This window comes from Pseudomonas sp. MEJ086 (assembly GCF_030209025.1).
Classification (GTDB): Bacteria; Pseudomonadota; Gammaproteobacteria; order Pseudomonadales; family Pseudomonadaceae; genus Aquipseudomonas; species Aquipseudomonas fulva_A.
Window position 1 is genome coordinate 139847 of record NZ_JARVSV010000026.1, and the last position, 21290, is coordinate 161136.

The 21290-nt window shown below is 60.8% G+C and carries 16 protein-coding genes; 7 read left to right on the forward strand and 9 right to left on the reverse strand.

Annotation, left to right across the window (positions count from 1 at the left end; all coding sequences use genetic code 11):
• Positions 1-13: 13 nt before the first annotated feature.
• Both QRN22_RS17705 and QRN22_RS17710 read right to left on the reverse strand, forming a co-directional pair.
• Entirely contained in the window at positions 14-328 is a 315-nt protein-coding gene (locus tag QRN22_RS17705; protein ID WP_042555556.1) for a metalloregulator ArsR/SmtB family transcription factor, read from the reverse strand.
• Positions 329-611: 283 nt separating this feature from the next.
• The gene (locus tag QRN22_RS17710) at positions 612-929 is read right to left on the reverse strand and encodes a MerR family DNA-binding protein (RefSeq protein WP_231570210.1); all 318 of its coding nucleotides are present in this window, start codon (positions 927-929) and stop codon (positions 612-614) included.
• A 136-nt stretch (positions 930-1065) separates the two neighbouring features.
• Between QRN22_RS17710 and QRN22_RS17715 the strand changes: the two genes are divergently transcribed.
• From QRN22_RS17715 to QRN22_RS17725, 3 genes are read left to right on the forward strand one after another with little or no spacing between them, the layout of a single operon-like run.
• Positions 1066-2766 (forward strand): putative bifunctional diguanylate cyclase/phosphodiesterase, encoded by a 1701-nt coding sequence (locus QRN22_RS17715; protein ID WP_042555555.1) that lies wholly within the window; start codon positions 1066-1068, stop codon positions 2764-2766.
• Positions 2767-2822: 56 nt separating this feature from the next.
• The gene (locus QRN22_RS17720) at positions 2823-7232 is read left to right on the forward strand and encodes a response regulator (RefSeq protein WP_502945152.1); all 4410 of its coding nucleotides are present in this window, start codon (positions 2823-2825) and stop codon (positions 7230-7232) included.
• Position 7233: 1 nt separating this feature from the next.
• Complete coding sequence (locus QRN22_RS17725; RefSeq protein WP_231570208.1) at positions 7234-8202, forward strand: diguanylate cyclase; 969 nt, start codon at positions 7234-7236, stop codon at positions 8200-8202.
• Between the two features lie 220 nt (positions 8203-8422).
• Here the strand turns inward: QRN22_RS17725 and QRN22_RS17730 are convergent, their stop codons facing one another.
• Positions 8423-9673, reverse strand: coding sequence for an MFS transporter (locus QRN22_RS17730; protein WP_042555552.1), 1251 nt, complete (start codon positions 9671-9673; stop codon positions 8423-8425).
• 99 nt (positions 9674-9772) lie between these two features.
• Between QRN22_RS17730 and QRN22_RS17735 the strand changes: the two genes are divergently transcribed.
• Positions 9773-10738, forward strand: coding sequence for an AraC family transcriptional regulator (locus QRN22_RS17735; RefSeq protein WP_042555812.1), 966 nt, complete (start codon positions 9773-9775; stop codon positions 10736-10738).
• Between the two features lie 117 nt (positions 10739-10855).
• On the opposite strand, the gene QRN22_RS17740 is transcribed toward QRN22_RS17735, so the two are convergent.
• The 4 genes from QRN22_RS17740 to QRN22_RS17755 form a co-directional block, all read right to left on the reverse strand.
• The gene (locus QRN22_RS17740; RefSeq protein WP_231570207.1) at positions 10856-11560 is read right to left on the reverse strand and encodes a hypothetical protein; all 705 of its coding nucleotides are present in this window, start codon (positions 11558-11560) and stop codon (positions 10856-10858) included.
• A 244-nt stretch (positions 11561-11804) separates the two neighbouring features.
• Positions 11805-12173, reverse strand: coding sequence for an antibiotic biosynthesis monooxygenase family protein (locus QRN22_RS17745; protein ID WP_042555550.1), 369 nt, complete (start codon positions 12171-12173; stop codon positions 11805-11807).
• Between the two features lie 41 nt (positions 12174-12214).
• Positions 12215-13189, reverse strand: coding sequence for a zinc-dependent alcohol dehydrogenase family protein (locus QRN22_RS17750; RefSeq protein WP_042555549.1), 975 nt, complete (start codon positions 13187-13189; stop codon positions 12215-12217).
• Positions 13190-13250: 61 nt separating this feature from the next.
• Positions 13251-13553, reverse strand: a complete 303-nt coding sequence (locus QRN22_RS17755) for an ArsR/SmtB family transcription factor (RefSeq protein ID WP_042555548.1) — start codon at positions 13551-13553, stop codon at positions 13251-13253.
• A gap of 283 nt (positions 13554-13836) precedes the next feature.
• Between QRN22_RS17755 and QRN22_RS17760 the strand changes: the two genes are divergently transcribed.
• Positions 13837-15468: a hybrid sensor histidine kinase/response regulator gene (locus QRN22_RS17760; protein WP_042554342.1), complete on the forward strand. Its 1632-nt coding sequence runs from the start codon at positions 13837-13839 to the stop codon at positions 15466-15468.
• 165 nt (positions 15469-15633) lie between these two features.
• On the forward strand, positions 15634-17754 hold the full coding sequence (locus tag QRN22_RS17765; protein WP_042554343.1) for a CHASE2 domain-containing protein: 2121 nt from the start codon (positions 15634-15636) through the stop codon (positions 17752-17754).
• Positions 17755-17773: 19 nt separating this feature from the next.
• On the opposite strand, the gene QRN22_RS17770 is transcribed toward QRN22_RS17765, so the two are convergent.
• On the reverse strand, positions 17774-18370 hold the full coding sequence (locus tag QRN22_RS17770; protein WP_042554344.1) for an OmpA family protein: 597 nt from the start codon (positions 18368-18370) through the stop codon (positions 17774-17776).
• Between the two features lie 14 nt (positions 18371-18384).
• A complete protein-coding gene (locus QRN22_RS17775) occupies positions 18385-18738 on the reverse strand; it encodes a FecR family protein (RefSeq protein ID WP_231570168.1) in 354 nt (117 codons plus the stop codon).
• Positions 18739-19049: 311 nt separating this feature from the next.
• Here QRN22_RS17775 and QRN22_RS17780 point away from each other — a divergent pair, with 311 nt between their 5' ends.
• Positions 19050-21074 (forward strand): HD domain-containing phosphohydrolase, encoded by a 2025-nt coding sequence (locus tag QRN22_RS17780; protein WP_231570169.1) that lies wholly within the window; start codon positions 19050-19052, stop codon positions 21072-21074.
• The last annotated feature ends 216 nt before the right edge of the window (positions 21075-21290 follow it).

Genomic DNA, 21290 nt, shown 5'->3' on the forward strand with positions numbered 1-21290 from the left:
ACTCCTACCCTGCTTAACGAGGCTTGTTTTGTTTGGCCAACCCTTTGGACTCTTTCTTGAGTGGCCCGGCAACCGGGCAAAGGTCGAACATGAAACTCGACAGAGAATTCACCAGGCTGTCGGAGTTGAGCTGGTAATAGACGAACTGCCCCCGCCGCTCACTGGTGACCAACCCGGCATTTTCCAGTACCGACAGATGCCGAGAAATCGCCGGGGCGCTCATGGCGAAGCGCTCGGCCAGCTCAGACGTGGTGAGCTCGACCTCGGAAAGGTACGCCAGGATCTGACGGCGCGGCCCGGACGCCAGGGCCTCGAAAATCTTGTCCATCTACCCACCTCAACAATGAACCAATTAATAAATTCGTTAATTGTTTATAGCAGCATTTTCGTCCCGTGCAAACCATCGCAACGGATTGAATGCACAAACGCGATCAGGCTCGCAGAATTTCGAAAAGAAACGGGTATGGGCAACCATCATCGGCAAAACAGCCGAATTGCTGGGAAGCCAGCTACGGATGTTTTATGGCGTGCAGCGGCGTTACAGCATTGAAAAAGCGGTCACCGACTTGGGTTACCACCCCGCCCCGCACAGGAAGCCCTGATACAAACGCTCACGCACCTACTGGCGTGCAGACAGCCGAATCCGGGCCGAACTGCTCGATGAGTTGCCGCTTCAACTGGGTAAGATCAGCTTGGCGACTCAACAGGGAATGGATTTCTACGTTCAGCTCCACGCGCTTGGCTTCGATACCCTGATCGGCAGGGGCCAGGGGAAACGGCGACTGGTGCTGTTTGGCGGCCAGCAGCTCACTCATTTCTGCCAATTTGAAATCCACCACCTGGGCCTGACGGATCATCTGAACGAGTTTTAGATGATGTGCGGCGCAAGACCGATCGCTGCCCATCCGCTGAGGGGCTATCAGCCCCATCCCGCTCCTACAAACGATGTGCAGTGCGCCTGTTTGGCACGTTCGCCGATGTACATAAACGACATCGAGACAACAGCCAAATCGTAGAAGCTGGGCTAGTCTCACCCACAGGAAATAGGATTTCCGGGGTAGCGAAATGACTGAAAACCGATTCGATCCCACACCCGTGATCCTGATCGTCGACGACCACCCCGCCGACGTTAGAATTCTGCAAGAGGCCGTTGGCGAACAGGCACAGGTGCATGTCGCCAACAATGGGCGCATGGCGCTGGAAGTTGCCCGCCTCTGCAGACCCGATGTGATACTGCTGGATATCGAGATGCCTGGCATGGGTGGCTTCGAACTCTGCCGCCTGATCAAGTCCGATGCCAAGCTTTGCGATGCGGCGATTTTATTCGTCACCGCCCACACGCAGGCGGGCAACGAAATTCGCGCACTGGAGCATGGCGGCATCGACTTTATCCAGAAGCCTCTAAGCATTCCGGTGGTTAGCGCACATGTGCGGGCACACCTCAATCTGCGCGCAGAGGCCAAACGACTCGCCTATTTCGATGATCTGACCGGTCTGCCCAACCGTATGTTGCTGCGCGACCGAGCAGAACAAATGCTGCAGAAAGCCCGGCTCAATGGCCTTCGCCTTGCTCTGATGCTGCTTGACCTAGACAATTTCAAAGGCATCAACGACTCTCTGGGCCACTCCACTGGCGACCTGATCCTCAAGGAGGTCGGCCGGCGTCTGAGCGAGACATCACGCCACATGGATACCGTCAGCCGCCAGGGTGGCGATGAGTTCGTAATCCTGGTGACCGATGTCCAGCACTCCGAAACCATTAGCGACTACGTTGAACACCTGCTGCAAGTCATCGCCCTGCCGATGAATATTGAAGGGAGTCGCTTTGACCTCTCCGCCTGCATGGGTATCAGCGTGTTCCCCGACGACGGCGAAGACCTCGAGTGCTTATATCGTCAGGCCGATGCGGCGATGTACCAGGCCAAGCAGCAAGGCCGCAATCGCTATCGTTTCTTCTCCCACAGCATCGAAAGTAACGTCCGCGCCCGCCACCTGCTTGAGGGCCACATGCGCGGTGCTCTGGAGTCCGGCGTATTCGAGGTGTTCTACCAGTTGCGCTTCGATGTACGCCGCGAGCAGAGCTGCGGCATGGAAGCGTTAATCCGCTGGCGGCGCGATGAAGGTGAGCTGATATCCCCGGCAGCCTTCATCCCGCTGGCCGAGGAAACAGGCCTGATCGTACCGATCGGCAAGCAGGTTCTGCGTAAGGCCTGTAGCGACGCCAAGAAGCTGCTCGACATGGGTAAGCGCCTTTGTGTGGGCGTGAATATATCGGTGGTGCAATTTCGCGAAGAATCCTTTTTGGACATGATCAAGGAGGCACTCCGCGAGACGGATCTGCCGCCCGAGTTGCTCGAACTGGAACTAACCGAAGGCGTGCTGGCTCGTGACGTTGATCAGGCGCGCGGTCTGCTGGAAGCGCTCAAACAGATGGGCGTACGCATTGCCATTGACGATTTCGGTACTGGCTACTCAAGCCTTTCCTACCTCAAGAAGTTTCCAATCGATGTGCTGAAGATCGACCAGAGCTTCGTGCGGGACATGCTTACCGACCACAGTGACGCAGCGATCATCGAAGCTATCGTGCGCATGGGCCAGGCTCTGGGCCTGGAGCTGGTGGCCGAAGGCGTGGAAAGCCAAGAGCAGTCGAACAGGCTGCTCGCTCTTGGCTGCGAGTTGATGCAAGGCTTCCACTACTGTCGCCCCGTGCCCTTCGAGCAGCTATGTGCCTGCATGGGCCTGAAAATGGCCCGTGAACATCAATGATAAAAAACGGAGCAACCACGGTGCGGCTGATCGTCCTGCTCACCTTCGCCACCAGCATGGCCGCCACGGCCTTGATTACCGGTGTGCTAAAGCAAAACAACCAACAACGGATTCACGACGCACTGGTCAATGCGACCGAGCGTGCCGCCGACAGCGTCATCAAACGTATTGAGCTTTACCAATACGGCTTGCGAGGCGCACGTGGCGCAGTCCTGGCCGGCGGTGAGGACGGCATTACCCGAGATGGCTTTCTCAGGTACAGCAAAACACGCGATGTAGTCCAGGAATTCCCCGGAGCGCGCGGCTTCGGCTTCATTCGGCGAGTCCCCGTGCGACAACAGGACAACTTCCTAGCCCTCGCCCGCGCCGATGGCGTGCCCAGCTTCCAGATCCGTCAGCTGGAGCCGCATGACGGTGAACGCTTCGTCATCCAGTATATCGAGCCCGTAGAGAACAACCGCCAGGCCCTGGGGCTCGACATCGCCTCGGAGCACAACCGCCGTAGCGCCGCCATTGCGGCCATGGCCAGCGGCGAGATGCGTATTACCGCGCCGATCACTCTGGTTCAGGCCACCGGCAGCCCACTGCAGTCGTTTCTGATCCTGCTACCGATCTATCGCGGCTCGGTCACGCCCGACTCTCTTGAGGAGCGCATGGCCCTGGGCATCGGTTGGAGCTACTCCCCCCTGCTCACCGCGGAAGTGCTGCAAGGTCTGAAGCTTGACCGGGAGGGCCTGCACCTGCAGCTGTCCGATATCACTGACCCCGACCAAGCACTGGGATTTTTTGGTCAAACACTCCCAACGGCCCCCTCGGATTACATGGCCAGCCATACGCTATCGCAGCAGGTCTATGGGCGCCTCTGGAAAATCGAACTGCATGCCACCCCCTTGTTCGTCGACCAATTGAACCTGCTTTCCCCGCGTCTGATTGCTTTAGTTGGCACCCTGCTCAGTCTGCTATTGGCCGCGCTGATGGGCGTGATGCTGATCAGCCGCCAACGTCATCGCCAGGTCGTCGCTGAACAGGCACGCTCAGCGGCTATCGTGGAAAGTTCGATCGATGGAATCATCGGGCAAAGCCTGGACGGTAAAGTGCTGAGTTGGAACCGTGGGGCTGAACGAATTTTCGGCTACAGCGCGGCAGAAACCATCGGCCATACGTTGTTCGATCTGACCATTCCGCAACACCTCGCCGATGAAGAGCGTACGGCGTTGCAGCGTATCGCCGCGCGCCAGCCGGTGGGTAACTTCCACACCCAGAGACGTCACAAGGATGCTCACCTGATCGATGTATCGGTCTCGGTATCCCCACTGCTCGATGATACCGGCACCCTGATCGGCCTATCGAAAACGGTGCGCGACATCTCTGCGCAGAAAGCAGCCGAATCGCGCATCCTAGAGCTCAATGCCGGCCTCGAAGAACAGGTCACCGTGCGTACCCAAGAGCTGCGCGAGCTCAATGTGCTGCTCAACACCGTCATGCATTCAGCTTCCGAGGTGTCGATCATCGCCACCGACCTTGAAGGCGTGATCCGCGTATTCAACCGTGGCGCCGAGCGTCTACTGGGTTATGGCGCGCAGGAAGTCGTCGGCGTGCGAACACCGGCAATTTTCCACCTGCCCGAGGAGGTTCAAGCGCGGGGCGAGGAACTCAGTCAAGAGTACGCTCAGCCCATCGCCGGCTTTCGCGTGTTCGTGCACAAGTCAGAGCTGGATGAGGCGGAAAATCGTGAGTGGACGTACGTACGCAAGGACGGCTCGAGGCTTTCGGTAACGCTGCTGGTCACGGCCATGCGCGAAACAGGTGGGAATCTGATCGGCTACCTCGGTATTGCTCTGGATCTTTCCAAGGAAGTGCGGTTACGCCATGAGGCGCTGGCAGCACGAGATCAGGTAGCGATGGCAGCCAAGGTCGCGGAACTAGGTATCTGGTCCTGGACCCTGATCGACAATCGCTTGAAGTGGAACGAACGGATGTTCGAGCTCTACGGCTATTCGCCCGAGACTGACGAGCAAGGGCTTGATTACCAGCGCTGGCGCGAGCGTATCCACCCTGACGACCTCGCGCCCTCCGAGGAGAGCATACGTGACCTGCTGGCTGGCAAGGGAACCTTCGACCGGATTTTCCGTGTCGTCAGACCCGACGGCCAAGTACTGCACATCCAGCCCGGTGCCCATGTAGAGCGAGATCACCAGGGCAATCCCGTCAAGATCACAGGAATCAACCGCGATATCACTGCCCAGCTGCAACTCGAAGCCAGCCTGCGCCATGCCAAGGAGAAAGCCGACACGGCCAGCGCAGCCAAGAGTTCCTTTCTGGCCAATATGAGCCACGAAATCCGCACTCCGATGAATGCGGTACTGGGCATGCTGCAACTGGTACAGGCGACTGAACTCAACGCACGGCAGCTCGACTACATACAGAAAGCGCAGGGCGCCGCGCACTCTTTACTCGGCCTGCTCAACGACATTCTCGACTACTCGAAGATAGAGGCCGGCAAGCTGCAGCTAGACCTGCACGACTTCGAGCTGGAACCCATGCTGCGCGACTTGGCGGTTGTCCTGGCCGGCAACCAGGGTGGCAAGGACATCGAGATCATGTTTGACATCGATACCGCTCTGCCCGGCGTACTACTGGGCGACAGCCTGCGCCTGCAGCAGGTACTGATCAATCTGGCTGGCAATGCCCTCAAGTTCACCCACAGCGGCCAGGTGGTGGTCAGTCTGCAGCAGCTGCAGCGCACTGCCGAGCAGCTCAGGATGCGTGTGTCCGTGAGCGATACCGGTATTGGTATCAGCGAGCAGCAGCTGCAACGCATCTTCGACGGTTTCACTCAGGCGGAAGCGTCCACCACTCGACGCTACGGCGGCACTGGATTGGGCCTAGTGATCTGCAAACGCCTGGTAGAACTAATGGGCGGTACGCTACAGGTGGAGAGCCAGCTAGGAGAAGGCAGCCGCTTCTGGTTCGATATTGCATTAGGCGTGAGTGGTGGCGCAGACCTGCCGCTGTGCTCGCGTGATGAGTCGCAGCACCTTCGTCTGCTGATCGTCGACGACAACCTGGTTGCGCGGCAGTTGCTTCAGCAGACCATCCTCGACCTGGGTTGGCACGCCGATACCGCCATTAACGGCGAGCAAGCCCTGCGCTGCGTGCAGCAGGCGCAGCCGCCCTATGACATCGTCCTGCTGGATTGGCGCATGCCCGAGATGGGCGGGCTTGAGGTCGCGCAACGTATGCGTGAAAGCAGCTCACAGAATCAGCTACCACCAACGGTAATCATGATTACCGCCCACGGCCGCGAAGTGCTGGCCGACCGTTATGGCGAAGCAGACGCACCGTTTGCCGACTTCCTTACCAAGCCGGTCACGCCGCGCCAGCTCGTCAACTGCATCCTCAAGGCCCATAAAGGCGGCAGTAGCGCAGCACCGGTGCCGGGTTACCAATCAGGACAGCGATTGCAGGGCCTGCGCCTTCTGGTGGTAGAGGACAACGCGCTCAACCGCCAGGTCGCCCGCGAGCTACTGGCCGGTGAAGGCGCAGAGGTCAGCTTGGCCAAGGGAGGGCTGGAGGGCGTTCAACTGGCGCACACCGCGCATCCCCCTTTCGACGCAATTCTCATGGATATCCAGATGCCGGATATCGATGGACTGGAAGCAACCCGGCGCATTCGCCAACACCCGGCAAGCCAGGCGCAACCAATCATTGCCATGACCGCCAACGTCTCCCTCGCCGACCGTGATCAGTGCCTGGCCGCTGGCATGAACGATCATATCGGCAAGCCAATCGACATCGAGAAATTGGTCGCGGTGATCCGCCAATGGTGCGGCCTGGATAATGCACAGCCATCCTCCACGGCTCAAGATGAGCCACTCGAGGAGCAGGCGGCTATCCTGAAACGCTTTGGCGGCAACTTGACGCTGTTGCGTTCGATGCTGGAGGCCTTTCCTGCCGATCTGCTGCAGCAACTGAATCAGTTGCAAATGTATCTGCAACAAGGTGACAGCCGCGCCATTCTCAGAAGCCTGCATACCCTCAAGGGCAGCGCCGGTACCATTGGCGCTAGGCAGGTATCGATGCGAGTCGCCGAACTGGAAAAACAGATGGCCGAGGATGCCAGCCCGTTCCTTCATGACACCACCTGGCTAAACACACTCAGCCAAGAACTTAACGAGAGTTGCGAGCGGCTACAGGCGATATTCGCCTGCGCGCCTGTGGCAGATGAGCCGACGGAGGAGCCAGCACGGGAGGTTGGAGATTGGGCGCAGATACTGCAATTCCTTGATCTACAGCTGCAAGAAGGCAACCTAGAAGCCCTCGAATCGGTACAGGCCCTGGCCACGCATACACCGATGAAGTGGCGCACCCGCACTGAGGAAATTCGTGTGGCGGTGAATGCACTAAACTTTGCGCAGGCGCGGCAATTGCTTCATGCACTACAGCACTCGATAAGAGGTGATTGATTTGGAGCGACTGAAACCCTTCCTCCACAAACGCCCAAAGCTGCTGGTCGTTGACGATCAGCCGCTGAACATCCGCGTGCTGCACGAGCTGTTTCGTGCTGACTGCGATGTCTACATGGCCACCAGTGGCGAGCTTGCGCTGCAGATGAGCCGTGACATTGCCCCGGATTTGATTCTGCTCGATGTGATGATGGCGGACATCGACGGTCACGAGGTGTGCACGCGCCTGAAGGCGGCGGCCGAGACCCGCGATATTCCGGTGATCTTCGTCACCGGCAAGGATCATGAAGACGACGAAACCATCGGCTTCGAGCTCGGCGCCGTGGACTACATTCGCAAACCCTTTCATTCCGTGGTAGCACGCGCCCGGGTGATGAACCACCTTAAGCTCAAACTGCAGAGCGACGTGCTACGTGAGATGGCAATGCTCGACGGGCTGACCGGCATCACCAATCGACGTGGGTTCGACGAGCGTTTCGCGGCCGCCCGGGCCCACGCCATACGCGAGCAGCGGCCACTGTCGCTGCTCATGGTCGATGTCGATTATTTCAAGAAGTACAACGATCTCTACGGTCATCTGCAGGGCGACCAATGCCTGCGCGATGTAGCCCAGGCCATGAACGTCTCAGTGCACCGTCCTCATGACCAAGCGTGCCGCTTCGGCGGTGAGGAGTTCGCCGTACTGCTACCAGATACCGATGAAGCCGGTGCCATGAAGGTGGCGCAAAAGCTTCACTCAGCGGTCAAGCGACTGGGCATCGAACATCGCGCCTCCGACGTTGCCGAGACACTGACCCTTTCCATCGGTGCGGCAGTCCGTCTGCCGAGTTCGAAGGCTAGCCTCCAACAACACCTGAAGTGGGCAGATGAACAGCTCTACAGGGCAAAGAGCGAAGGGCGAAATTGCACCTGCATCCAGGCTTATGACTCCAGTTGGAACAGTATGCCTGGGCAAGGAACAGCGAAGTAAAAAAGCAAATACTCTTCCTGGGGCGTTTAGAAGATGCAGCCAGATCACTTGCGATTATCCCTGCGGGCAGTCGTGTACACGTTTCCCAAAGGAGGCTGGCAGCTTTGGGCTCAAGGCCGCAGCTCCTGAACGGAAGCAATTGGACGCTAGCTGCCTCTCTTGACTGGCTGCTTTCGCCAAAAGCAGATATTCATCGACTCCCAACGAGTGACCACACATCTTAAACATGCAGAACCGGCCTGTCCCCTGCGCCGTGCCCTGGTGCTTCGACCTTGACCCGCATCCCGATCAACAGCGCTGCGAGCAGCATCAGGATGCCGGCAGCGACAAATACGCCGGCGATGCCACTGAAACTGAACATAGCGCCCCCGGCAGCGGCACCCGCAGCGATCGCCGACTGCACCGAGGCTACGACCATTCCTCCCGCGCTTTCTGCCTGGTCTGGCACCGCCCGGGCTACCCAGTTTGACCACGCTACCGGAACACCACCGAAAGCCATGCCCCAGAGAGCCAATAACAACACCTGAGACGGCACAGAAGCAGGCAGCAAAACCAGGGCTAATGCTGCAACGCCGACCAGCGCAGGCATCATCACCATCGTCCCCCAGGGGCTACGCTCGAGTAGCCAACCTGCCAGCAGGGTGCCGACGAAGTTAGCGGCGCCGAAACCCAGCAGCATCAGCGCCAATCCTTCGGCCCCCACGCCGGTTGTGCTTTCCAGGAACGGCCGGATATAGGTGAACAACGCGAAGTGCCCCGTATGCACCAGCACGCAGCCCAACATGCCCACGGCAATGCCCGGGCGCAGTAACACTTCCAGCACCGTTCTCAAGCGGGCCGGCCTGCGCGGTGCCAGAGGTGGCAGCGTGAAAAGCTGGAAAACCAGCGTCACTACCCCGACGGCGGCGGCCGCCACAAAAGCACTGCGCCAGCCATACAGCCCGCCCAAATAGCTGCCCAGCGGTACCGCCACCACAGTGCCCACCGCAATACCGCTGAAAATAATCGACAGGGCCCGCGGCAGCAGCGTCGCCGGCACCAAACGCATCGCCACTGCCGCCGCCATGCTCCAGAAGCCGCCCAGTGCGATGCCGAGCAAAATCCGCATGATCAGCAGAACCATCAGGCTGGAAGAGAAAGCCACCAGCAAGTTGGAGGCAATCATCAGCGTGGAAAAGCACAGCAATACCACGCGCCGGTCGATCCCTCGTGTCAAGCCTGGCACCAGTAACCCGGAGAACAGCGCCACTACCGCTGTGACTGTCACCGCCTGCCCCGCCAAGGCTTCCGACACACCCAGCTCAACAGCCATCGGCGTCAGCAAGCTCGCCGGAAGGTATTCCGCCGTCAACAATCCAAACACGCCCATCGCAAGCGAAAATACCGCCATCCAGGCCGGTGTTGCTGGCTCTGCATCAGCCTCGGTGCCAAAGCTCGCGTCAGCCTCGACGTCACACACCCTATTACCCATCACTAAATACCTCTGGAGTTAATCTCAACCAGAAGTCTATGGACGCAGGGCAGGATGTTCTATGATGCAAAGTCTTCAGTTTTTGACCAAAACCCCGAAATGACATCCACGGATCAGTTCGCCTTATCGTCCGATCTCATCAACGAGCTGTTACGCGGCATGCGCCTGCGGGGCGTCGAGTACCGCCGCATTCAGGCCGGCCCCTTTTTCGGGCTGGGTTTTGCTGCCAAACCAGGACACGCCTACTTCCACTTCCTTGCCGTCGGCACCGCCGTCCTGCGTGCGGCGGATGGCACGTTGTACGAGTTGTCGGCCGGCAACGCGGTGTTCATCGCCCAGGGTGAAGCCCATCAACTTCTCTCAAGCTTGGACGTACCCGCCCAAGACATCGGTAGCTTCGACGCGGTCCCCCTCGGCGACGCGATCTGCGCCGTGGATGCTTCCCCCGATGTCAGCCCCAGCACCATTATCTTCAGCGGCTGCATGGAGTTCGAACTCACAAGCTTGCAAGGCCTCGGCGGGTTGATGCCTGGTCTGATGCTGATTGATGCCAGGGGCCAGCGTTACCCTGGGCTTATGCCGATTCTCGCCTCCATGGAGCGCGAAGTTCGCTCCGCGCGCATCGGCTTCGCAGGCATCCTCGCTCGTCTCGCCGACGTAGTGGCGGCGATGATCGTCCGTGGCTGGGTTGAGTGCGCCTGCGGCAATGCCTCAGGCCTGGTGGCCGCGTTGCGCGACCCCAGGCTGGCCAGTGCGCTCTTGGCCTTGCACCGGGAGCCTGCGCGTGACTGGACCGTCGCGGAACTGGCGGCACAATGTAATATCTCTCGCTCGGTCTTCGCGGAACGCTTCCAGGTCACGGTCGGCATCCCCCCGCTGCGCTATGCAACGGAACTGCGGATGCGCCTTGCCAGCCAGTGGCTGAGTCTCGAACGACTGCCTATTGAGGCCGTAGCGCAGCGCCTGGGCTACACCTCTCAGGCGGCCTTCAGCCGCGCCTTCAAGCGCATCACCGGCCAGCCACCGGGCGCTAGCCGGCGAACGGCTCGTTCTATCGTATCCTGAAGGATGAAAATGTGGAGTGTGCATACGCACTTGTATCGATCTGGTAATTCCCCCCGATGAGCGGGATGCTATGGGTCGACCGGCGCCCTTCACACCAGGCACCAACACCGCAACGAGTCATCCCTTTTCCACCTCTTTCAAACCATCGGACGGGACGTAGATCCATCCTTCAGAAGGGTCGATGGTAGGCGGCGGATGAGCCAGCAAATCCGGTCGTTTCTCGAATGCCCACCCAATGAGCGCGCAGGTCAGCGCGTCCTCCAGATCCGGGTGGTACAACTCATCGCGGGGCTTGGCTTTTGCCGAGGCAGTGCCATCAATATCCTCGTAAAACGGCAAGCGGAGCGCGCGGATGCTTGCTGATCGCTTGCAGGCCGATGGGTAGGCCTCGATGGCGTGGATGCTAGAGCCGTCCGTCCACAGCCCACACCTTTCGAGTTCCGGTGCGAAACGCGCAAGGAAATGAATACCCTTGGTGGCCTGACTGCCGATCATGTCCTTGATGGGAGACAACGGGGACAGCCCTCGCTCAAACAGAAACCGCTCCGTCTCTCTGTGGAGATAAGGGTTCGATGATGAGGAAAATATTTGCGCAGGCGCCCGCCTGGAAACAATCAGATCCGTGAAGCCTTTGGAGAACCCCAGCGGTGTGTCGATCGCGAAGAGCAACCGGCATGAATCATCCCGAGGTGGCTGGACCTGGCACAGTTCGAGGATTCCCTTGACCAAGCCCTGAGCGCTGTTCGCTTCGTTGAAGAGCCTGCGCAGGTTCCCCCTCCATGGGGTGCCAACGAGCGCTCTGGCCGAGTCGAGAATGACCAACGCATCCCGACTCGCGGGGTTCTTGTCGCAATTCCAGCCCCCAACGTCCCAACCGACGTAATACGTACACCTGTCTTTCACCAGAATCCCTCGCACTGAAACCCGCTGACGACAATCAGGTGGGTAGAACCTTCCATTCGCACCTGTCCCTCCACCACGTGCTGATCCGGGTCGTGTACCCATGACTTCGCATCCGGCGGTTCACCGCTTGCTTCGGGTTGAATATCCGAAACAGCCCATCGTTTCAGAACCACACGCCTTTTGAGGCTCCCGCACTACCCAAGCTGACGGCGCTGTTCGAGTCGGCCTGTTCGCCGGCAGCAAAAGCCGCCCCCTCGATATGGTAAACCGTCGGCTCTGCCGAGAAGTATTGCGCCAGGCCCTGCATGAACAACTGGTGGTCTTCGCTCTCTTCGAAACCTGGCGTGTGGTCCTCGAGTGATTGCCAGCGCACTATCAGGTTGAATTGCTGGGGGCTTTCGATGCCCTGCGCCAGCATGTGGCCGCAATAGCCCTTCGCGCGGGTGAGCAAGGGTGCGACCTCGGCAAAGGCTCGCCTGAACAGTGCAATGCGGTCTTCGGGAACGGGCAGTACAGCGATCTCGTAAATCATGGCATTACTCCAAAATGGCTTGGCCGGGTGAAAGGACGCACTCAGGGGATGAGCGATGGCTCGACCGCAATCGCGATTTTTCCTCGCATGCCGTTGTTGGGGCTTTCCAGCCGGGCGTGGGCCAGCCCGATGTCGGCAAGCGAATAGACGGCACCAATGTGAGGCCGCAGCTGACCGCGCTCCACCAATGCGCTCAACTCATCGAGCTTGCCGCGGTTCTGCCGTGTGAAGACGAAGTGATAACTGGCGTTCTTGCCCCAGGCCTGCACGACGTTTTGTGGCTGCGCGATATCCACGATCGTGACGACGCGGCCGAGCTGCGCAAGCGCGTCAGGGCTGCGTGACAGCGTGTTGCCGCCGATGGTGTCGAACACCACATCGACGCCATGGCCATCGGTTGCCCGCATGACGGCGTCGACGTAGTCCTCTTTTTCATAGTCGATGATCACATCGGCACCCATGCTGCGTGCGAACTCGGCGTTCGCTTGGCGCACGGTGGTGAACACCCGTGCGCCCATGGCTTTCGCCACCTGGATCGCCACATGGCCGACGCCGCCCGCGCCACCGTGTATCAGGATGCTTTCCCCTACTCTGAGCGCCGCACGCATGACCAGTGCCTCCCACACCGTGCCGCCAACCAGGGTGAGGCTCGCCGCTTCGAGATGGCTCAGTGAAGGAGGCTTCTTGCCGATGATGCTTTCGGCCGCGACGTGGTACTCGGCATAGCTGCCTGGCCCTGCGAAGATTTGCGGGGTGTACCAGACTTCGTCTCCCGGAACGAAGCGGGTCACGCCTGGCCCGACGTCTTCGACAACGCCCGATACGTCGTGGCCGGTGATGGCCGGCAACTGCACCAGGTCGGCATAGTCGCCACGCCGCACCTGGTAATCCAGCGGGTTGATGGAGGTCGCGTGAATCCGGACCAGCACGTGCCCTGCTGGTGGTACGGGCTTGGCTACGTCGCGCAGCTGGAACGCTTCAGGACCGCCGAATGATGTGAGTGTCATGGCTTTCATGGTGAATCCTCGTATCGACAAAAAGGGATATCGAGATATTTCGATATATTGCGGTAAAAAATTACAGCTCTTTCCCGATGACCTCGGCAAGCGCACCGATGGTTGCTTCGTTGCGCTTGTAGTAGGTCCATTGACCGATGCGCCTGACTTCGACCAGGCCCACTCGCTGCAGCGTGGCGAGATAACCAGACACCGTCGACTGCGACAGCCCGATACCTTCCTGAATACTGCTGACGCAGACGCCCACCGTGAGAACGTCACCCTCATCCTGCGGGGGGAAATTCTTTGCGGGGTCCTTCAAGCCTTTCAGGATTGCCAGGCGTGTAGGGTTCGAGAGGGCTTTGAATACTTCGATCAATTCCATGCGTCGATCATATCGAGATTTACCGATATGTCAATACGGGCTGCAGCGCATCGAAGGCAGTCCCCCGCATGCCGTCTTCTCGAAGCCATCGCCTTCTCCTCTCTACCGTCGAGAGGCCTCTGAACGAGAAAACGGTGCCTGGGTTTCAAGGCAGGGCGTGTTGGCGACCGAATAGTACGAATGTACTAAAGGCCCCCGTGACGCCCTTGTCGTATTGCGCCTGCAAAAGTCTGCGCACTAAGGTGGGCGGATATTCGAATCGAATGGCTTTCGGGAAGTTTCCATGTTCGCAACCGCCCCCACCGTATACGACGTCGAGCGTTCTCAGGCGGTGGTGCGTCTGATCATCGCCCCCATCATCACCAGCTACGCGCTGCTGCTCCATCAGCTATCGATCATAGAATCGTGGTTGGCCCTGCAGGTCCTCTGGCTGATGACGGCGTGCTTCGTCGTTTCCCTGGTGCTGTGGGTCGATATTCGTCGCCGCCCCGGCAACCGACCGGCAAGGCGAGTACTCACCATGCTCATCGACTATGGCTGCCTTACCGCGATGATCGCCGCAGGCGGTGCGCCCATGCTGCCGATCTATGCCGTGCTGCTCTGGGTGACCGTCGGCTACGGGCTGCGTTACAAGTCAGGCTACCTGTTGCTGGCAACCATCATGGCCATGCTCTCGCTGCTCATGACCGCTGGCATTTCGACCTATTGGCAGTCGCAGCCGTATCTGATCGTCACCCTGATGCTCACTACCCTGATGGTGCCCGCCTACATACACACCCTGATCAAGCGCTCACGCCGGGCGACCGAGGCCGAGCAGGCCGCCAACCTGGCCAAATCGCAGTTCCTGGCGCAGGCCAGTCACGACCTGCGCCAGCCCATTCACTCCATCAGCCTGTTCACCGCCTGCCTGCGCGACGGCAGCCTGGATACCGAGCAGAAGCGTCTGGTCGAGAACATCGACAAATCGCTGCACAGCGTTGCCCGCCTGTTCCGCTCGATTCTCGACATCTACTCCCTGGACAGCGGCAAGGTGGCTCCGCAGATGGAGACCCTGCCGCTGCACAAGCTGCTGGAGCACCTGATCCAGCAGAACACCGAGGCGGCTCGCTGGGCCGGAGTCGATGTTCGCCTGCACTGCCCACCGATCTACGTCCGTGCCGATCACGCCCTGCTGACCACCATGCTGCAGAACCTGCTCTCCAACGCGCTGAAGTACGCGTCGGGCAAACCCGTGCTGATTGGCTGCCGGCGCAAAGGCACTGGGCTCTCCATCGAGCTGTACGACAAGGGCCGCGGTATCGCCGAAGCGCACCTCGATAACATCTTCGAAGAGTTCTACCGCGTGCGTCAGGCGCGCGACAGCGATGTCGAGGGCATGGGCCTGGGGCTGACGATCGTCAGGCGGCTGGGCACGCTGATGAATCTGCGCATCCGCATTCGCTCGGTAGAGGGCCGCGGCACCCTGGCGGCAATCGACGGCCTGCACCAGGTGGCGGCGCCGGTCGAGCGCAGCGCGCCCACGACGGGCGTGAGCCAGGTACCTCGCATGCTCCACGGGCTGCGGGTGTGCCTGATCGAGGACGATCAGAACGTGCTGCTGGCCACCGCCACCCTGCTGACGAAATGGGGCTGCGAGGTCTCCACCTTCACCTCGCTACCCGACGTGTCGACGGACTTCGACCTGGTGGTCACCGACTTCGACCTCGGCCGCGAGGCCTCCGGGGCCGACTGCATCAACCATGTGCGCGCACTCAGCGGCCGCAACGTGCCTGCCATCATCATGACCGGGCACGACGTGCGCCGTGTACAGGAGCAGTTGGCCGACGACGCTATTCCGATCTTGTCCAAGCCCGTGCAGCCTGCGGAACTGCGTTCGCTACTGGTGGCGCTGAAACTGAAAGCGCAGGCTGCCTAGCGCCTGCAGCATCGAGCCGGTTCGTACGCGCCTCGAGGTCGGTTTTACCGGCCGGATCGGGGCCTTGCGCGTTGCCGAAGCGAAGCACTCGACCTGTGCGGCATTTTTTTCGGTATCTTCGGCACACCCATTTGCAGTTCTCCATCCTGCCCAGAGCCTTTGAGCGTGCCTAGATTCCGTCTGTTTTCAGTGGGCGGCGGCTTCTGCCTTGCCGTCCTGCTGGGCCTCCTGCTGGTATTTCTGCTCGACCCGCTGCCGGTACAGAAAGTCCGCAACGCGGTTTTCGACCAGTATCAGCGTTGGCAGCCACGTGATTACCAGGCTGCGCCAGTGCGTATCGTCGACCTGGACGAGCAAAGCCTCGAGCGCATCGGCCAGTGGCCCTGGGCTCGCACCCAGGTCGCGGCGCTGGTGGACAAGCTGGAGCAGGCTGGCGCGGCTGCCGTGGTGTTCGACGTACTGTTCGCCGAAGCGGATCGCACCTCGCCTTCCCAGTTTCTGCGTGGCAACCCGTTGCCAGCCGAGTTGGCCGCCGGGCTGGCAGCCTTGCCGGACCATGATGCGCAATTCGCCGACGTCCTGAAGCGTGGCAATACGGTGCTCGGATTTGCCGCCGAGCGACGCGGTAAAGAGCTCGGCCCACCGTTGAGTCGCTTTGGCATGGTGCTGCAAGGCCCTTCCCCGGTTCCGTTCGTGCCGGCCTTCCAGGGTGCTACCCGCCCGCTGCCGCAGCTGGAGCAGGCGGCTCGCGGCGTCGGCGCCATGACGTTCCGGCCCGATGCCGACGGTGTGGTGCGGCGCGTGCCGCTATTCGTGTCGCTGGCTGGCGAGTTGCGCCCGTCGCTGGTGGCGGAGGCCCTGCGCGTTTCACAGCGCGCCGGTCGCTACCGGATCATCAGCAGCGAGGCCGGGGTGCAGCGGGTCGATATCGGCCGGTTGCAGATTCCCACTGCCGCCAGCGGCGAGCTCTGGGTGTATTTCTCCCCGCCTCGAGCGGCCCGCAGCATCCCTGCCTGGCAAGTGCTGGACGGCTCGGCGCCGCCCGTTGCGGGCAGCATCATCATGATCGGCACCTCTGCCCAGGGTTTGCAGGACCTGCGCTTCAGCCCGCTGGGCGGGATCATTCCAGGGGTGGAGGTTCACGCCCAGGCACTGGAACAGGTGCTGACCGACACCTTGCTGCTGCGGCCAGGCTGGTCGCTGGCGGTGGAGAGCCTGACCCTGCTGCTGGGCAGCCTGGCACTGGGGCTGCTGGCACTGAATGCGCCCGCCCTGGTATCGGCGGTGCTGATGGTGGCGCTGGTCGCCCTGCTCAATGCTGGCGCCTGGTACGGTTTCGTGGCGCACCGGCTGCTGCTCGATCTGTTCACGCCCTCGATCGGGCTGATGCTGGTGTACGGCGCCGCCAGTATCGTCCGCCACATGGCTGCCGAACGCGAACAGCGCTGGATCCAGGCGGCATTCTCACGCTATGTATCGCCCAACCTGGTCAACCATCTGGTGGCGCACCCGGAGCGCCTGACGCTCGGTGGTCAGCGGCAGCTGTGCAGCTTCGTGTTCACCGACATCACCGGGTTTACCTCGATGATGGAGCGCCGGACTCCCGAGGCGGCGGTCAGCCTGCTCAATGATTACCTGGAACAGGTCATTGGCATCGCCTTCCGTCATGACGGCACGCTGGATCGAATCGTCGGCGATGCGGTGGCGATCATGTTTTCCGCGCCCATCCCCCAGGCCGACCACCCGCAGCGGGCGCTGTCCTGCGCGCTGGAGATCAATCGCTTTACCCGGTCCTACGTGGCGTCGTTGCACGAGCAAGGCATCGAGTTCGGCCAGACGCGCATCGGGGTGCACAGCGGTGAAGTGGTGGTGGGCAACTTCGGCGGCTCGATGATCTTCGACTACCGCGCCCTGGGCGATCCGGTGAACACCACGTCACGCCTGGAGAGCCTGAACAGCCAGATCGGCACCCTGCTGTGCGTGTCCGAGGCGATTCGTGACAGCTGCCCCGAGGTGCCGATGCGGCCCGTTGGCGAAATCGTGCTCAAGGGCAAGGTCGAAGCCGTGCAGGTGTTCGAGCCGCTCGAGGCGATGATGGCGCCGGTCGGGACCTGCGACGAGGCTTACGAGGCCGCCTACGCTCTGCTGGAGCGCGGTGATCACACGGCCCTGACGGTGTTCGAGACGCTGAGCGAGCAGCGCCCGTGGGACGGGCTGACGGCCTTTCACCTTCAGCGCCTGCGCAGTGGCGAGCGAGGCACCCGCCTGGTGATGGCCCGCAAGTAGACGCCGGCCGGTGCAGGCTTCAGCGCACGGTGACTTCGACCCTGCGGTTGGCGGGCTCCGGTTTGTTGTCCGGGGTATCGACCAACAGGTTGCCTTCGCCATGGGAGGTAACGACGAGCTCCAGCGCCTGAAGGCCGTTGTCTTGCAACTGCCGGGCAATGGCCCGGGCGCGCAACAGCCCCAGATCTTCGTTGTACGTCTTGCTGCCAACGGTGTCGGTGTGGCCGATCACCGACACCGCCGAAGGCCCACGCTCCCTGACGGTCTGCAGCACTTCCGGAATTTCCGCCTGGGACTTCTCGGTCAGGCTGGCGCCGCCGGTCTTGAAGTACAGCAGGTAGCTTTTCGGCATCGCGGGCTGCGCCGCCCGTGCCGCGGAAAAGTCCTTGTCGAGACGGGGCTCGGCCACCTGGAACGGCTGGGCGCTGCTGCCGTCGAGGTTGACGGCATAGCCCTTCTGGTCGACACGCGTGAGGCCCTTGTCGGTCCTGACCTCGATGGCGCCTGTGGTTCCGTCGGGGCTCTCCACCAGCACCACATAGGATTTGGAGGCGCAGCCGCTGGCCAGCAATGCGAAGACAACAACGGCGATTGCATGCGTGAATGATGTGGACATTGCCGTACTCGAACTCAGTCGACCTTGACGAGGAAGTGGGTGCCACGCACGCCGATGGTGCCGGTCGGGGTGTTGATCTCGACGGCCTTGGGCTTGAGCTTGGCGATGGTGCCGGAAACGTAATCGAGCGTGCCGTGGGTGATCTTGGCGCTGAGTTTCAGGTCGTCCTGGGCCGGGTCGAAGAGAAATTCATCGATGGTCAGCTCGCTGTTGGGGCCGAAAGACATCAGGGTGTTGTCCTTCAAGGTCACCCCCATCGAGCCTGCCGGACCGGTTTTTACCACGCTGCCGACGTACAATGGCGTGCCAATCGTCGCCGATTGCGTTGTGCCATCTATGCTGACGGTGGCTTCTCCCTGTACCTTCATCACGTAACCTATCGATGTCGCTGGCTCAGCTGCGAGCGCTACCGAGGCCAGCAAGGCACTGGCAAGTGGCCATATCCTGAAGCGAGCAAACACAGTAATCTCCTTCTTCATTCTATTTCCCTTAGTTGAACTGAGCGTTGCACATCCAGCCGCCACAGCGTTGCGTGGCCGGATGTACGAGTAGTACGCGATGGGACCCGAGCGCAGGTTGCAGTATGTCATCAGGGCAAATCAAGCCGCGATTCAGGCTACGGTTCAGAAGCAGCAAGCTGGTGGTCGCCAGCTTCGTGCTTTTGCAGCTGGGGCCTATATTGGCGCTTACCCTGGGTGTTGCGCCAGCGGTCTCGCTCTGCCTGTCCATCGTGATAGTGCTGTGCACCATGCCGCTGGTGCTCAACGGAATGGAAAGCATCGATCGCACCATCGATCTGCTGGTGCAGGACACCCAGAAAATCCGCCAGATGGATTTTTCCGGCGAGCTGCCGCCCGCGTCGATGTTCGCCGAAATCGAAACCCTCAATCGCAACCACATCGAGATGAAAGCGGCCCTGCAAAGCCAGACCCACGCGCTGCAGGTCTCCCAGATGAAGCTTTCCAGCCTGGTCGAGAACGGCCTGCTGCTGTCATCCGAACGCGACCGTGACGCGCTGCTGCGGCATATCCTGATGCAGGGCAAGCGCATCTGTAATGCCCAGGCCGCCACCATGTACCTGAAGACGGAGCACAAAACGCTGCGCTTCGCGTTGCGCTCCATGGACGATGAACTGCCGACGTTCGAAATCCCCCTGTACGACCCGCAGACCGGGCTGCGCAACGAACGGCATGTGTCGACCTACGCGGCACTGCACAACGAAACCGTGGTGATCGACGACGTCTACGCCGAGAGCCGTTTCGACCTCAGCGGCACCCGTGGTTTCGACAGCGAGTCCGGCTTCCATACCGTCTCCATGCTGACCGTGCCGCTGGCGCCACGTGGCGGCGAAGTGATCGGCGTGCTGCAGTTCATGAATGCCCTGGATGTCGACACCGGCGAGGTGATCGCCTTCTCGCCACAGGTGATCTCGTTCATTGGCGCGCTGGCCTCCCAGGCTGCCGTCGCCCTGGAAAACCACAACCTCATCGATTCGCAGCGGGCCTTGATCGACGGCATGATCGAAATCCTCGCCGGCGCGATCGACGCCAAGAGCCCCTATACCGGCGCGCACTGCGAGCGCGTACCGGAGCTGGCGATGATGCTCGCCGAGGCCGCCAGCGAGGTCAGCGAAGGGCCGCTGGAGCACTTCCGTTTCACCACCGCAGACGAATGGCGCGAGTTTCGTATCGGTGCCTGGCTGCACGACTGCGGCAAGATCACCACGCCGGAACACGTGGTCGACAAGGCCACCAAGCTGGAAACGATCTACAACCGCATCCACGAGGTGCGCATGCGCTTCGAGGTGCTGTTGCGCGATGCGCAGATCGAGCGCCTGCAGCGCGTGCTGGATGGCCAGGATCGGTCGCAGGCCGATGCGCAGTATCGGCAACTGGCCCAGACGCTGCAGGATGAATTCGCCTTCATTGCCGGGTGCAATATCGGCGGCGAGCTCATGAACCCCGAGCATGTGGGCACCCTTCACACAGCGGGAGAACGAACCTGGCTGCGGCATTTCGATGATCGCCTGGGGCTCTCCACCGCCGAGTTGGCGCGCGTCGCCGAACTGCCAGTGGCGCCTCTGCCTGCGGTCGAACGGCTCTTGGCCGACAAGCCCCATCACATCTTCCCGCGCCCCGAGACCAAGGCGTTCGACCCCAAGTACGGTTTTCAGGTCAGCGTGCCCGAGCATCTCTACAACCATGGCGAGCTCTACAACCTGAGTATCAGCCGCGGCACCCTGACTGCCGAAGAGCGCTTCAAGATCAACGAGCACATCATCCAGACCATCGTCATGCTCGAAAATCTACCGCTGCCTTCGAACCTCAAGCGGGTTCCCGAGTACGCCGGCACCCACCACGAAACCCTGCTCGGAACCGGCTACCCGCGAAAGCTCGACAAGAGCCAGCTGTCCATTCCGGCGCGCATCATGGCCATCGCGGATATCTTCGAAGCGCTGACCGCCTCCGACCGCCCCTACAAGCAGGCGAAGACCCTGTCCGAGTCGATCGAAATCCTCGCCAGGCTGCGCGACAAGGGCCATATCGATGCCGATCTGTTCGCACTGTTTCTGCAGGCAGGGCTGCCGATGCGTTACGCCGAGCGCCATTTGCACGCCGATCAGATCGACGCCATCGACGTCGATCGCTTTCTGCCCCAGGAAGAAATCCGTGAAACTGCCGAGACCGCACACCCAATCGCCTGATCTAGAGCCCTCGACCCGACCTTGCCAGTGCGGCTGTTTTGCGTACCCCCGAAGATTTTCGGGCGGCCCATTTCAGGCGTCCTAAAATTGAGCGATGCTGTTCGTACTGTTCGGCAGTCGTATGCTGAGAAACTGAAATTGGACCATGCCAAGCAAGGGGGACGCCCTTCCCCTTTCGCCACATTCATTTTGCAGCAGCCCCCGGAAGAGATATCT